This is a genomic window from Arenibacter sp. S6351L, assembly GCF_023016025.1.
GTDB classification, from domain to species: Bacteria; Bacteroidota; Bacteroidia; order Flavobacteriales; family Flavobacteriaceae; genus Arenibacter; species Arenibacter algicola_B.
In genome coordinates, this window is sequence record NZ_JALKBB010000017.1 from 68,899 (window position 1) to 84,255 (window position 15,357).

The window sequence follows — 15,357 nt, forward strand, 5'->3', positions numbered from 1 at the left end:
TCAATTCATAACCTTATACAATATAGAATTCAAATGAAAGCATTATTTGATACATTTTACAGCATAACCATTATAACTACGTGTACTTTAACATTTTCCACCACATTTGCTCAAAATTTGAATTTACCTACAACTTATGAGCAACTTGAAATGAGGTCATCCCCATTTAAAGTTACAGATTCCTATCTCTCGAGGCACGATATTATTTTTCAGGCACCAACAGATTTGGAGGCAGAAGGTTTCCCTATGGGGAACGGCAATTTGGGTGGAATGATTTGGAACCATGACAATGGTATAGAAATTCAAATTAATAAAAATGACCTTTGGTCCGCTCCAATACCCGAAGAAAGTGATATGAGTATCTTAAAACATGCTGCGAGGTTAAAAATAGACTTTGGTGCTCCTGTGTTCAGTTGGATCCACCTTGGTGATTTTACAGGCAGACTTTCCCTTTCCAATGGAGAAGCGACCTATAAAGCAAGTTCTGGAATCGCATCTACCCAAATTAATACATGGCTTGCCCATGGCAAGAATGTGTGGGTAATTGAGTGTAAAAACCTGCCTCTTAAAGACTTTACAACAGACAAACTAACGACTACAATATCATTGGAACGCGTAGGGAGTAGGTCTTTCACAGGATGGTATGGCGGTGGGTTTCCGAAAAATGAAAAAATTAGCTTGGGCAATGCCAATACGATAATCCAGGAAGAGGATCTGATTTTACGAGAAAATACTGATGGATTGAATTTTGTAGTTGCCCTTCGGGTTATTGATGCATCTACAAGGCCTGCCATTATTGGAAGTCATAGGGGGGAACTTAAGACGGACAGTCCTGAACTGACCATACTGGTAAGTGTAGTTACATCTAAAGAGAGTAATAGCCCTCAAAGGGATGCCATAGCCCTTTTAGATAGTGTAGAAAAACAAACGATTGCCAATCTAAAACAGGAAAAAGACAATTGGTACCACAAATTTTGGTCCAATTCATTTGTCAAATTAGGCAATGACTACCTCGAAAATATATATTACATGCGCCGATATTTAATGGCGGCCGGTTCACAAGGGCCTTATCCGATTGCTTTTAACGGTGGGCTTTGGCGCTGGAATCGTGACGTGATTAACTGGGGAACCCCCCATCATTGGAATACCCAACAACAATATTGGGGCCTAGCAGCACAAAATGACCTTCAGTTAATGTCCCCTTATATTAATACCTATCTTAAAATGACCCCTTATTTAGAGGACCTGGCCAATGAAAAAGGAGGGGGTAGTAATGCCATATTACTTACAGAGGCCCATGACTTTGATGGAAAACAGGCCAGCAAGGATTGGGGGCCCATGGCCAAAAGTTATACCCAGGCCAGTCAAGTGGCCCAATTGTTTTGGGATTATTATCAATTTACGGGAGACATTAATTTTTTAAGAGACGAGGCTTATCCATTTATGAAAAAAGCCTCTAACTTTTATTTAAAAAAATTACAATGGGATAATCAAAAGAAACAGTACCATTTAGTATCCACCCTTTATGAATCTGAAAACATCAAAAAGGCCAAGAACGTACTTTCGGATAGGGTTGCCATCGAAGCCTTGTTCCGCACCTGTACTAGTGTGGCAAAGCAATTAAAAACTGATAGAAACAAAATAAGGGAATGGCAAAATGTGATTGACAACTTGTGGCCAATTGGCTTTGAAACAGATACAAACTGCGGAGAATTGGCAACAGCGGCTGAAGCTTATTTTACGGATAAGAGATATACTCCTTTTAATTGGGCCGTTGGTGGTGCACCGGCTTTCCCGTCAGGACTTATCGGTATTGACGATAGTGAAAGTCGGCTGGGTAAGGCAGTGATTAATTTCATAAAATGCAATGGTATGGTAAATGCCCATTATCCAACACCTATTATTGCTGCACGTATGGGCATGGGCGATGAGGCCCTTACGTACCTGTTAAACGGTATAAAAGAACATCAGAATTACCCCCAAGGATTGCTGACCAATGTAACGGGGTATCCTCATAACATATACAACCTGAAGTCCGTCCACGATCTTATAGGTGGCTACAAAATACGTTCTAAACCATTTTTCCAAATGGGAATGGAACCTATTAGCAACTATGCCACTACGGTAAATGAAATGTTGTTACAGAGCAATGAAGGTAAAATTAGGGTGTTTCCCGCCGTACCTTCAAGTTGGAAAGATTCAAGCGATGTTGCTTTCACACTACGTGCAAGGGGTGCCTTTATAGTTTCTTCGTACATGGACAAACAGGGGAAAATCAAACAAGTTGGCATAAAGAGTCTAAAGGGTAACACTTGTCTACTTCAAAACCCATGGCCTGGAGAAAAAGTCACTGTTTATTCAAACAATAAACTAGTTAAGTTCAAAAATCACGCTGGGGATGTCGTAAGCTTTGATACCAATACCGACAGTGAATATATAGTCCGTTTGAGTGATGAAGGTTCAGAATTTGAAAAAATCATTTATAAATCAGAACCTAACAAAAAGCCCAAGCAATTAGGTCCACGTACCCTAGGTAAGATAAGTGGCTGGAATGAAGATTTTTAACTATTCCCAAAATCCTGTATGCAAAATAAAAAGGCATTTAAGTTAAGGAAAGGCCATTAAATATAATGGATAAAGTAAGACATTTCACAAATGGAGAACGACGAAGTAGTCCTACTTAAAATTCAACATTAATTGCTTATCATCACAAATAAAAGTGGAATACGCCCCTAAAAATAACTTTAGGGGCATTTAATATATCGAATTATTAAATATAGAAATAGTACAATAGAGAATAGGAGGGTAGAAACAGCCTTGTCAAGAAAAGGTTCAGTAATATTCTATAAAACCATTTTCTGGGGAACGCTTAGGACTGGTATTAAATATAGATTGCGTTGCCCTCTATTGAATGGTCTGATCACAAATTGCTGTGGGGAGTTTTTCCGAACTCTGATGGGGTTTGTCCAAATTGTTCCTTAAAGCACAATCTAAAATACTTGGGTGAGGAAAATCCAACTTCATAAGCAATCTCAGAAATATTCTTATCACTTTTTGTTAGTAGTTGGACAGCGTGCTTCATTCGGACCATCCTTATAAATTCATTGGGGGAAAGCCCTGAAAGGTTTTTCAACCTTTTATAGAAAGGGCTTCTGCTCATTGCAATTTTGTTGGTTATATGTTCAACCTTAAAATTTGAATCCGATATATTATCCTTGATGATCTCTATAACTTGTTTGAGGAATTGTTCATCTGCCGAAGTTGAAGTGATAGCTTCAGGCTCCATTGCTATTTCAGTTTTAAAACGTGCAATTAATTTTATTCGGTTCTTGATTAAATTATGCACTTTGTGTATTAGCAGTTCGCTATTAAAAGGTTTGGTAATATAATCGTCAGCGCCTTTACCCATGCCTTCAATTTTTTGATTGTTGGATGTCAAAGCTGTTAAAAGAATTATAGGAATATGACTAGTTGAAAAATTTGATTTCAAATGTTGGCATAGTTCCAGTCCTGATAATTTTGGCATTAAGATATCAGATATTATGAGATTAGGATTCAAGTCTATTGCCATTTTATAACCATCTTCTCCATTTGAGGCCTCCCATACCTCAAAAAACTCTTTAAGGCTTTCTACAATATATTTCCGTAGGTCCTTTTCATCTTCGATGACAAGCACCGAATATTTATTGGACTCCAATTCAAGTTGATCACCTTGCAAATACGGTTCTTCTGTTTGTTTAAATACTAATGGGACATTCCCGTTTTCCATTTCTTCGTTGGAAGAGTCAATTTCCGGAATCTCCATATTGAAATGGCTGCTTCCAAGAGGTAATCGAACTGAAAAGGTACTTCCAGATCCTAATTTACTTTTTACCTGTATAGTTCCTTTGATCAATTTTACCATATCGTGGGTTAGGGCCAATCCGATTCCTGTACCAGTATTAGTATTACTCTTTACTTGATAAAAGCGCTTAAAGATATTGGAAAGTTCATTTTCCGGTATTCCCTTGCCCATATCTATTACATCAATTACCGCTTCATTCGTATGTTGATCCATGCTCAGATCGACTTCAATTTCATCATTTTCCGACGAGAATTTAATTGCATTTGCCAAAAGATTGAACATAATTTTTTCAATGGTGCCTGAATCAGACAGTACCTCAAGGTTGTCTATATGGGGTGTATATTGTATTGAAATAGATTTTTCATTCGCCATCTCTTTAAAAGAATCACATATTTCACCAATAAACAGGACTAAATTGATTCTGGATATATTAATATTAATCTCTCCTAATTCCAATTTTCTAAAATCAAGAATCTGGTTGATCAAAATTAGCAACCTATTCGTATTTTTTTTAATAAGGTGCAATTGCTTTCTTTGAGACAAATCTACCTTGGTATTCGTTATGAGTTTATCAATGGGACCGAGAATAAGGGTAAGGGGGGTTCTAAGTTCGTGGGTTATATTGGTAAAGAATTGAATTTTGTTTTCGTTGGCCTCTTCCTGCCGAAGTTTGTCCATACGCTCTGTCCGCAATGTTTCCTTTAATTTAATTTGTCTCCATATATACCTATTCACATAGAACAAGAACAGCAATGCCATGATTATCCATAAACTAATGGCCCAAACGGTATTATACCATGGCGGATTAATCCTAATTTTTAGAGTTTTTCCATCGTTGTTCCAGACCCCATCATTATTTGAAGCCTTAACTTGAAACACATATTCCCCAGGTGGCACATTCGTATATGTTGCTTTTCTTTGCCTATCGGTTTTATTCCAGAATTTATCAAATCCATGAAGGATGTGTCTATATTCATTTTTATTAGCCAAGGTGAAGTTAATACCTACAAAATCAATAGAGAAAATATTCTGGTCATAAGCCAACTCAATTTCGTTTTGATTAATAAGGTTTCTAGAATCAACTGAATTAATGGAATCCAAATGACTCTTATTTTGGTTGTATATTGAAATTTTAGAAATAACTATAGGTGGAATTTTGTGATTCTTTTTAATTTGGGTAGGAAAAAAACTATATACCCCGTTTGTACTGCCGAAATAAAGTTTACCATCGCTACCTTTTAAAGTGGCATTTTCGTTAAACTGGCCTTCAAATCCATCATCAAAACCAAAATTTCGGAATTTATTCCTTTTAATATCATATTGAAAAAGACCTTGTGTAGTAGCTAACCATAAATTACCCATGTCGTCGTTCAACAACCCATTAATTACCGTACAAGATAAGCCATCATCCGTTGTATATTTCCTTGTCGTACCATCTTTGGTTTCGTATTGGAATAATCCCGATTTCGTCCCTACCCAAACGACATCATCAACTTCAAGAATAGAGGTCACAATAGGATTGGAATCATCAAAATTCACTTTTTCCATGATACCCAGTGAGGGTAAATATCTTGCCAAAAGGTTATTGGTTCCAATCCAAATAGATGAATCGGCCATTTCTTGGATGCACATTACCAAACCTAGATCCTGGCGGTCTTCTTCGTCGGTTTTGTTAATATGCCTAATGAGCATTCCATCTGAATCGTGGACAAAAACACCGTTTGAAGTACCTATCCAAAGATTTTTTTTGCTGTCGATGTGCAGACTTTTTATCACTTCATTGTGTTTTGTGTCGGCTGTAGGATGGTCTATAAAAGAGAAAATCGAATTCTTCTCTCGAAACAGATTTAAACCATTTAAGTAGGTACCTACCCAAATATTGTTCTTATGATCTGCTATAATGGAATTTATTACATTCTTATCCTTTTGCGGATGCAAGTAGTGCTCAAATAAATTAGTTTCGGTGTTGTAAATATTAATGCCGCCACCATCCAATCCTACCAAAATACGGCCATCTAACGTTTCACTGAGACACAACACAGAATTACTGCTAAGTCCTGTTAGATTACCTTTTTCATAGCCCCAATGGGAAAATTTAGATTGGTGTGGATCAAAAACCTTTAAACCAGAATTGGTGGTGCCTATCCAAATTATTTCGTTCCTGTCCATAAAGAGCGAGCTAATGGCATAAATTGGAAACTCGCTTTCTAAATCTAAACCTTGAATTCTTTTGGATTTTCGATTATATCTCATTAGACCATGTCCATCTGTGGCTAACCAAATAATAGAATCATTGACCTTCAAAAGATCCGATATAAATAGGGCCTGTTTATTGTCTTTTGTGTTGGATATCGTCTCCAGCTCCGTCAACTTCTTATTTTGGCCCAATTGAAATAATCTTTTCCGTGACGCCAAAATAATCTCGTCGTTTTCACATTTTACGCCATTGTAAACAGGCTCATTCCCCAAATTCAACTTCTCAAGGTCCACATCCGAATTGAATGTCCTTTTGTCCGTATTGAATGTCTCAAACCGGGAATTTTCAAAGCTCAAGATCAATTCATTTTTAGTAAAAGGAACTATTGTTGTGATAGGGGAATCATGGGAGGATGGGTACGCAATCAAACCTTTATTCTCTGGTGTATAATAAAGCATTTCGCCTTCACTTGTCGAAAACCATAAATCCTCTCCTTCCCCTTGGTAAAATGATGAAATTGAATACTGATCAAACTCCAAAGGTGGCGCGATTATTTTTTGGGTAGTAAACTCGAAAATCCTGATGCCATTACTTGTGACAATCCAGATATTCCCGTAATTATCCATAAAGAGGTGTTCGATATAGAACAAGGAGTCCTTTTCTTCAAACAAGGACAAAGAATAAGTTGATTGCCCATCAAATTTGTAGAGCTCATTTGAGGTACCCACCCAGATATACCCTAAAGAATCTTGGATGATATGCCTAACATTGTCACTATTTAATCCACTAGAAAATTTAAAGGAAGTAATTGCGATATCCTTTTTTTCATCTTCCTGGGAAAACGTTTCCCAAGAAAAAGTAAAGATAATAAGTAAAATAATCACCCTGTTCATATATCGTTGCTTTGTCGTTGTTTATTTTGTTATTAAGGCCATAAAAAAATTATTTACTGCCTTATTTTTTTATCATAAATACAGTAATCTCATGAATACCTAACGGGAACAAAATTCCAGTTACTTACAAAAATAAGCAAGGGACCAAAACCTCTGTCAGGAAATACGATTTCACCCCTATTTAAGTCAATTCTTTCCGTTACAACAATACAATACTGCCTCTTCTTTAATCAAAAAGTAACCCTCGATTACTTAAGTATATGGCTAGTTTTACTCCTTTAAGAATCACAGTTCCTTATAAAAAAAGATATGGTTACGAACTCTTGAGACAGGACCACATTTTAAAAATAAGAATTTAAGAACGACGCAAATATTAACTAAATCAATTATCAACCTTAAAAATCAAATAGGCTTATGAGAAGATGTCATTTAATTGAATCCCTTCAGTTAAAAAAAAAAAAACTAAGAAGGGAAAAACCATAAAGATTAGTCTTAATAATCAACCAAGCTTGCCTACGATGGCGTAATATCAACTCAACGGAAACGGTGGGATTTGATATTAAAAGCATTTAATTCCAAAACTAAATACTTATTGTAAATGAAGAATTTATTATCACTATTACTCTTAATTTTCACGACCCAGACAATTATGGCGCAACAAATCCAAGTTACCGGAGAAGTACTGGATGCGGACGGAAATCCATTACCGGGCGTAAATATTATTGTTGAGGGTTCAACTAACGGTGTAATGTCCGATTTTGATGGTAAATATGCCATCGACGTGAACACTAATGACAAATTGGTTTTCTCATATATCGGAATGGCAAATCAAACTATAACTGTAGAAGATCAAACGGTTATCAATGTTACCATGACAGCTAGTCACGATGAGCTCGATGAGGTAACCGTTGTCGCCTTTGGAAAACAAAAAAAGGGTAGTCTTGTTTCTGCCATTACTACCATACGACCGGAAGAATTACGTATCCCCTCAAGCAACCTTACAACAACCTTGGCCGGTAGACTGGCCGGATTGATATCCTATCAACAAAGTGGAGCTCCTGGAGATGATAACTCGCGATTTTTTATCCGCGGAGTTACAACTTTTGGTTCGGGTGTTCCCGATCCCCTTATTTTGATAGACAATGTAGAATTGACTTCCCAAGATTTAGCGAATTTAAATCCGGACGATATTGCCAGTTTTTCAATTCTTAAGGATGCAACAGCAACAGCATTATACGGAGCTAAGGCAGCAAACGGAATAGTTCTTATTACCACTAAGGAAGGACGGGAAAGCAAACTTAGAATAAATGTAAGACAGGAACAATCCATTTCTTCCCCGACCAGAAAATTTGAAATGGCAGATCCAGTAACTTTTATGGAATTGCACAATGAGGCTGTTGCAACCAGAACGCCGTTGGCACACCGTCCATATTCACTTGAAAAAATTGATAAAACTAGGGAAGGAGTCAACCCATATGCCTATCCCGCTGTGGACTGGCTAGACTTGATGACAAAGGACGTAGCTTCGAATAGTCGAACTAGCATTAACCTATCGGGTGGGGGCAAGATTGCCAGTTATTATATTGCTGGTACAATTACAAACGACAATGGTATTTTAAATGTGCCTAAAAGTAACGGATTTGACAATAATATCAACCTAAAGAAGTATGGAGTTCGATCCAACATAAATGTAAACTTAACCAACACCACCTTAGCAAAAATAAAGGTTAGTGCACAGTTCGACAATTACAGAGGACCAATCCCTACAGGTAATGATGTATATAATAGTAGTTTAAATGCCAACCCAGTGTTGTTTCCAGCTACTTACGAGCCAGATTTGGCCTTTTCAAGTGCCTCACACATATTGTTTGGTAATGTTGGTAACGACTCCCCTCAATATTACAACCCTTACGCCGATTTGCATAGAGGTTACAGGGACACACGATCTTCAACAGTGATCGCTATTTTAGAGCTGACTCAAAAGTTGGATTTCATTACCAAAGGCTTGGATCTAAGAATGCTTATAAATTCCTCCACAAAATCAAACTTCTCAATATGGCGATCCTATAACCCATTGTACTATGAACTGAATTTATACAATAAACAAACCAATGAATATACTTTAAGGGAAATCAATCCAGCCACAGGTCGCCAAACTCTGGACTTGGAAGGTACTGCAACCGATGCAACCAATTTGGTGTACATGGAAGGTGCATTGAACTACAATAGGACATTCAACGAGAAGCATGCTTTAGGAGGAGTTCTAGTTTACACAATGAGGGAACAGTTGTCCGGCTCTGCAACGGATTTTCAATCATCATTACCGTTCCGTAATTTAGGTTTGGCAGGAAGATTTACATATGGTTATAACAATAAGTATAATTTAAATCTGAGTTTTGGTTATAACGGTTCAGAAAGGTTTAGCAGCAAGAACAGATATGGCTTCTTTCCTTCAGCTGGTTTAAGTTGGACCGTTTCAAGGGAAGACTTTTGGAAAAATTCGAAAATCAATGATATTATCACCAAGTTTAGGTTACGTGCCTCCTATGGTATAGTGGGTAATGATAGAATTGGGGATGAATCAGAGCGATTCTTTTACTTATCAGATGTAAACTTAAATGCAGGAAGCTATGGTAGGTTTGGAAACAATTTTGGAGAAAGTTCCCAAACGACAAGAATTAACAGATATGGCAATGAAGATATTACCTGGGAAAAAGCATATAAAACCGATATTGGCATCGAATTAGGTCTGTTTAATGACTTGGATGTAAGGTTGGATCTCTATCATCAAAAAAGAACAAACATTTTAATGTCACGAAGTGATATTCCAACGACCATGGGACTTACCTATATCCCAAAATCAAATATTGGAGAAGCGGCAAGTAAAGGGTTTGACCTATCCGCTGATTATAATTTCATAGGTAATGATAGATTCTGGGCTACATTAAGGGCGAATTTGACATATGCTAAAAGTAAGTTTCTAAAATATGAGGAGCCTTCATATCCAAATGCACCTTGGCTTTCCCGTGTCGGTCAACCAATAGGACAACAATTGGGGTATGTGGCAGAACGATTATTTATCGATGATTTGGAGGTAAGAAACTCCCCAACCCAAATGTTCTCAGGCCTTCCTGTACAAGGAGGGGATATCAAATACGTTGATTTGAACAATGACGGGGTAATTAACTTTTATGACCAGACCTTTATCGGTCATCCTACCACGCCTGAGTTAATTTATGGATTTGGTGCCTCGGTAGGCTATAAAGATTTCGACATATCGTTCTTCTTTCAAGGATCTGGACGTTCGAGCTTCTGGATTGATTACAATTCCATGTCTCCTTTTAAACAAGAATCAATAGGAGAGGAGGGAGCTATTGGAAACACGGCACTTTCCCAATTCATTGCCAATGATCATTGGTCTGAAGACAACCGAAATTTATATGCCACTTGGCCACGATTGGCAGCTTCACAAGATTTACTAAATAGCAATAATGCCCAGCCCAACACTTGGTTCTTAAGAAATGGCTCCTTTTTGCGCTTAAAATCGTTCGAGATTGGATATACGATCCCAAAAAAGTTAATCCCATGGAAATCTCGCCTGTATTTTAGTGGGATTAATTTGCTGACCTTCTCAAACTTTAAATTATGGGATGTTGAAATGGGGGGAAATGCTTTGAACTATCCCATACAGAAAGTTGTCAATTTAGGACTAGTCATAAACTTATAATTTTAAACTAACACCATGAAAAAAATAATTTTTCTAACCACTTTATTGATATCGCTTTCCTGTAATAAGGATTATTTGGATGTAGTTCCCGATAATGTGACGACTATAGCAGATGCGTTTCAGAATAGAAACTATACAATGAACTACCTCTATACCTGTTACAGTTATTTGCCAGAAGTATCCAACCCTGATCAAAATCCTGCGCTAGTGGCAGGAGAAGAAATATATTATGATGATCAATCAGTAAGGGTCAAATATCCGGGTAATGTAAATCCACAAAAAATTTCTAGAGGACTACAAAACTCAACATCACCTTATTCAAATTACTGGGATGGAGGATCTGGAGGAAAAAGTCTTTGGGAAGCCATACGAATCTGCAATACTTTTTTAGAGAATGTAGACAGGCCAACAGATTTGGATGAAAGTGAGAGAAATAGATGGATATCAGAAGTCACATTTCTAAAAGCCTATTATCACTATTATCTTTTTCAATTGTACGGACCAATTCCAATTATGGATACTAATTTACCTCTTAATGCCAATTCTGAAGAAGTTAGGGTATATCGTGAACCTGTAGACGAAGTAGTTGATTACATTGTAAGTAAAATAGACGAATCTCTGGAATATTTACCCAATAATATAACAAGTGCCATTAATGAAATGGGGCGTATTACAAAACCGATTGCCTTAGCCTTAAAGGCCAAGACACTAACATTAGCGGCAAGTCCCCTCTTTAATGGCAATCCTGATGTTGCTCATTTACAGGACGGTAGGGGAATTTCACTTTTCCCTTCTGGGGAGGATCCAACTAAATGGACAAGGGCACAGGTTGCCTTAAAGGAAGCCATCGACGCTGCCCATGAATACTCAAATGCCCGTTTATTTGATTATAGGGAAAATAGTCTATTGGATTCCGAGAGTTTATCTGATTCCGTCCTTCTTGTACTTAATATAAGGCAAGCAATTTGCGAAAGGTGGAATTCCGAAATCATATGGGGGAGTACTGAATCAACGAGACAAATTCAAATTAATTCTGCAGCCAAATTAACTAGCTCCGAAAGGATCAATGGAAGTTTTGCACAGTTTCATAGTCCCACAATGAGAATTGCTGAGCAGTTTTATTCAAGAAACGGGGTCCCTATCGGGGAGGATAGGGAATGGGTTGAGAATAATTGGTATGCCAACCGATTTACAAGTAGGTTGAACAATCCTGAGGATAATCATCAACCCTATCTCAAAGTGAATGACTATTCCCCCATTTTACATTTCAACAGGGAGTCTAGGTTTTATGGAACTTTAGGTTTTCATAACGGTCTTTGGATAAGATCTGAGGAAGAGCCTTATGTTTTAAATGGACTTGTCAGCGGAAATGCAGGTCCATACCAGAATGAAGACTTTTCGGCAACCGGATATTATTCAAAAAAATTGGTAAGCATTTATACCAAACCTGAAGCACCATATGGAATCATCACTGAAGATTATTCTTTCCCGAGGATAAGGCTGGCAGACCTGTACTTGTTATATGCGGAAGTATTGAATGAAGTTGGGGCTCCAGAAGGTGAGATATTCGAATATGTGGATAAAGTTAGGGAAAGAGCTGGACTTGAAGGAGTGGTTGATTCGTGGTCCATGTATTCGGTCAATCCCTCCAAATATACCTCCCAACAAGGTAGAAGGGAAATTATCCATCAAGAAAGATTAATTGAACTTGCACTTGAAGGCCAACGCTATTGGGATTTAAGAAGATGGAAAAAATTAAGTGACCAGATGAACAATCCCATTTGGAAGTGGAATATTTATGACGAAACCGTAACCGGGTATTTTGATCGGGTAGCTTTGGAATTTAGAGTATTTCAGGCAAAAGATTACTTCTGGCCTATTAAATTGTCATCAATAGATGTAAACAATAATTTAATCCAAAATCCCGGATGGTAATAAATCAATTGAATGTATTTCAATTCTAAAACTAAAATTATGAATATAAACTTAGAAGAATCAAAAAATATAACCAGGCCTATTTTATTTGGCTTACTATGCTTTTTAATTATAGGTACCCTATTTTCATGTGAAGGCGAAATAAATGCTTTGGATTTAAAATCTGGGGATGGTACCTCTCCTTCCGATCCGGTAGTCGACAAAGTTATTAATATGAGTGGTTCGGCAACGATTGAGTGTTTACTTCCTCCTGATGAAGATGTACTTTATTTGATGGCAGAGATAACACTCAATGGTGAACTTCGCAAAGTAAAATCTTCATTTTACAATCCAGTATTGAAAATTGAAGGTTTTCCAGAGGCCGGAGACTATGAGGTGATTATAAAATCGGTCGATAGAAATGAAAATGTATCCAAAGGTATTACTACGATTGTATCTCCAACTACACCTTCATATATATCTACCGGAGATAATATTTCAATGGAAGCCACTTTTTCGGGTGTTTACGTTCGTTGGCAGGAAAATGTGTCTAAGGATAATTTAATTCTTCAATTACTAGGTTACGATGAAGATAACGAAGTAGTAGTACTGGATGATCATTATACCAATTTTGAAGAAGGTAGTTTTTTGTCCACGGATCCGTCTTATGGCTATGAAGAAAGGGCTTTCGGATTAAAAGTATCAAATCGTTGGGGCTATTCTTCAGATACTACTTGGGTCAATATAAAGCCGAAGTTTGATGAGCAGTTGGATAATACCATAATGTCCCCGGTATTGGATTGGGCAAAACCCAATACCGATGATATTGCCGAAGGTCCTTGTGAGGATGTTGGCCCTAATTTTAGAAATCCACAAACCCAGTTCAGTCATCTTTTCGATGGTGAAATCAATACCTACTATGAAACAGGAGAAGGGGTTCCTCCTTTTACTTTCACCTTTGATCTTGGAGTAACAGCCAATTTAAGTCGATTTAGGTATTATCAAAGAAGAGGCCCTGAATTTTCCTTTTTACACAATACTATAAAAAGATGGCGAGTATATGGATCTGAAACAAAGGAACCATGTATCGATGACCCGGCATGGAAACTACTTGGGACTTACGAAATGACCAGGCCATCCGGAGAAGATTACACTACCTCTGAGGATATTGAGGCATCGCAAGCTGGACTTGATTATTTTATTGATATCGAAGCCACTAGTACTCCGGTCAGGTATATAAGATTCGCAATTGATGAAAACTGGTCAAATGGTACAATGGCCCATTTCGGTGAATTGATGCTTTGGGGCGTTAAAGTTGAATAATTAAAATGAAAAAAATGAAAAACTTATATATATATGTAATTTTGGGGATAGGTCTTGTATTTTCCTGTTCCAAAATAGAAGATAACTTTAAGGATTATTTAGGTCGAGAGGACAAAATATATGCTGGCAAAGTAGATAGTGTATCTTTAAGGACGGGTTACAATCGAGTCCAGTTCGATATTTCGACTAGTGTCCGTAACTTAGAAGTCGTGCGAGTATTTTGGAACGACTTTGCTGACTCTCTTGATGTAGGTATCAGTGGTGAACCTGGAATCACTACCCAAATTTTAGATGGGATTTCTGAAAAGGACTACAATTTTAATTTTGTTAGCATTGATACCCATGGAAATAAATCGTTACCATTTACTGTGCCTGGAAAGGTATATGGTGAAAAATATATTGCTGTCCGTTCCATAAGACCAATAAAAGAAATTCAATTAATAGATACTGAAAATTTAATAGTTGTTTGGAATGGTATTGTGGATGACGGGGTTTTTTGTGATATAACTTACACCGACATTAATGATCAAGAGGTAAGTTTAAGAGTACCTATGTCTGATACCGAAACAGAAATTAATGATATCAATGCAAAGCTAGGGTTTAGTTATACTACCGTTTATATGCCCGAAGAGGATGCCATTGACGAATTCTTTTCCGATGTCGTTCAGGTTCAGCCCGAAATTGCCTTTGAGCTCGGTAAAGAAACTTGGTCCTTGGTCAGCCTACCCACAGACGTTAGAGGTGATTGTTATGGCGGAAGTATAGCAGGTTTATGGAACGGTAAAACCAATGATTATTATCATAGTGGCTGCTATGGTGATGTTGAGGACCTTATTCCACATCATTTTACATTTGATTTGGGGGTTGATGCAAATTTGGTCAAGGTTCGACTTGACCCTAGAACTGGATGTTGCCAGGGAAGAAACCCAAAACGTTTTCAAATATGGGGAATTTCCGATTTAACGGATGCGGAAACTACCCTGGATTCAAACGACCCCAATTGGGAACAAGAAATGATCGATAAAGGTTGGGTCCAATTACTTGATCACGAAACCGCACCTAGTTGGAATGGGTCGGCCGAAGGATATATCACGAATTTAACGGACAACACAAGTGTTAGATTTATTCGCTACAGAATTCTTGAAAATTGGAATGGGGAACCATACACGGCATTGTCTGAATTAACATTTTGGTATGGGGAGTGATATAAGTCCAAATCCATAAAGAAAAAATTGTCTTTTCTTTACCATGGCAATACCATAAGAAGGGTTGTTCAATTTAAGCCGAGGGGACATTGTCCCCTTGGTTTTTTTTATCTCCAAATGTTAACACATAATGTACACAATAGAATTTAAGGTGACTCCGATCGGATAAGCTTCTAACTAGTTCCAGGGAATTAAAGCGGATACAATTCTAATAATAATTCTGATTGATATAGATCAATTAAAATTGTACTTTT

Annotated in this window: 6 protein-coding genes; 5 read left to right on the forward strand and 1 reads right to left on the reverse strand. The window is 37.4% G+C overall.

Annotated features, from left to right (window positions below):
- Window positions 1–33 precede the first annotated feature (33 nt).
- Window positions 34–2,565: a glycoside hydrolase family 95-like protein gene (locus tag MWU82_RS14405; RefSeq protein WP_247096911.1), complete on the forward strand. Its 2,532-nt coding sequence runs from the start codon at window positions 34–36 to the stop codon at window positions 2,563–2,565.
- A gap of 355 nt (window positions 2,566–2,920) precedes the next feature.
- On the opposite strand, the gene MWU82_RS14410 is transcribed toward MWU82_RS14405, so the two are convergent.
- Window positions 2,921–6,934, reverse strand: a complete 4,014-nt coding sequence (locus MWU82_RS14410; protein ID WP_247096912.1) for a hybrid sensor histidine kinase/response regulator transcription factor — start codon at window positions 6,932–6,934, stop codon at window positions 2,921–2,923.
- A gap of 598 nt (window positions 6,935–7,532) precedes the next feature.
- On the opposite strand from MWU82_RS14410, the gene MWU82_RS14415 reads away from it, so the two are divergent.
- From MWU82_RS14415 to MWU82_RS14430, 4 genes are read left to right on the forward strand one after another with little or no spacing between them, the layout of a single operon-like run.
- Window positions 7,533–10,661 carry a TonB-dependent receptor gene (locus tag MWU82_RS14415; RefSeq protein ID WP_247096913.1) on the forward strand — a complete coding sequence of 1,043 codons (3,129 nt, stop codon included), beginning with the start codon at window positions 7,533–7,535 and terminating at the stop codon, window positions 10,659–10,661.
- Between the two features lie 15 nt (window positions 10,662–10,676).
- Complete coding sequence (locus MWU82_RS14420; protein WP_085500875.1) at window positions 10,677–12,596, forward strand: RagB/SusD family nutrient uptake outer membrane protein; 1,920 nt, start codon at window positions 10,677–10,679, stop codon at window positions 12,594–12,596.
- Between the two features lie 39 nt (window positions 12,597–12,635).
- Window positions 12,636–13,898 carry a DUF5000 domain-containing lipoprotein gene (locus MWU82_RS14425; RefSeq protein WP_176225697.1) on the forward strand — a complete coding sequence of 421 codons (1,263 nt, stop codon included), beginning with the start codon at window positions 12,636–12,638 and terminating at the stop codon, window positions 13,896–13,898.
- Window positions 13,899–13,912: 14 nt separating this feature from the next.
- Window positions 13,913–15,103 carry a DUF4998 domain-containing protein gene (locus MWU82_RS14430; RefSeq protein WP_247096914.1) on the forward strand — a complete coding sequence of 397 codons (1,191 nt, stop codon included), beginning with the start codon at window positions 13,913–13,915 and terminating at the stop codon, window positions 15,101–15,103.
- Window positions 15,104–15,357: the final 254 nt, after the last annotated feature.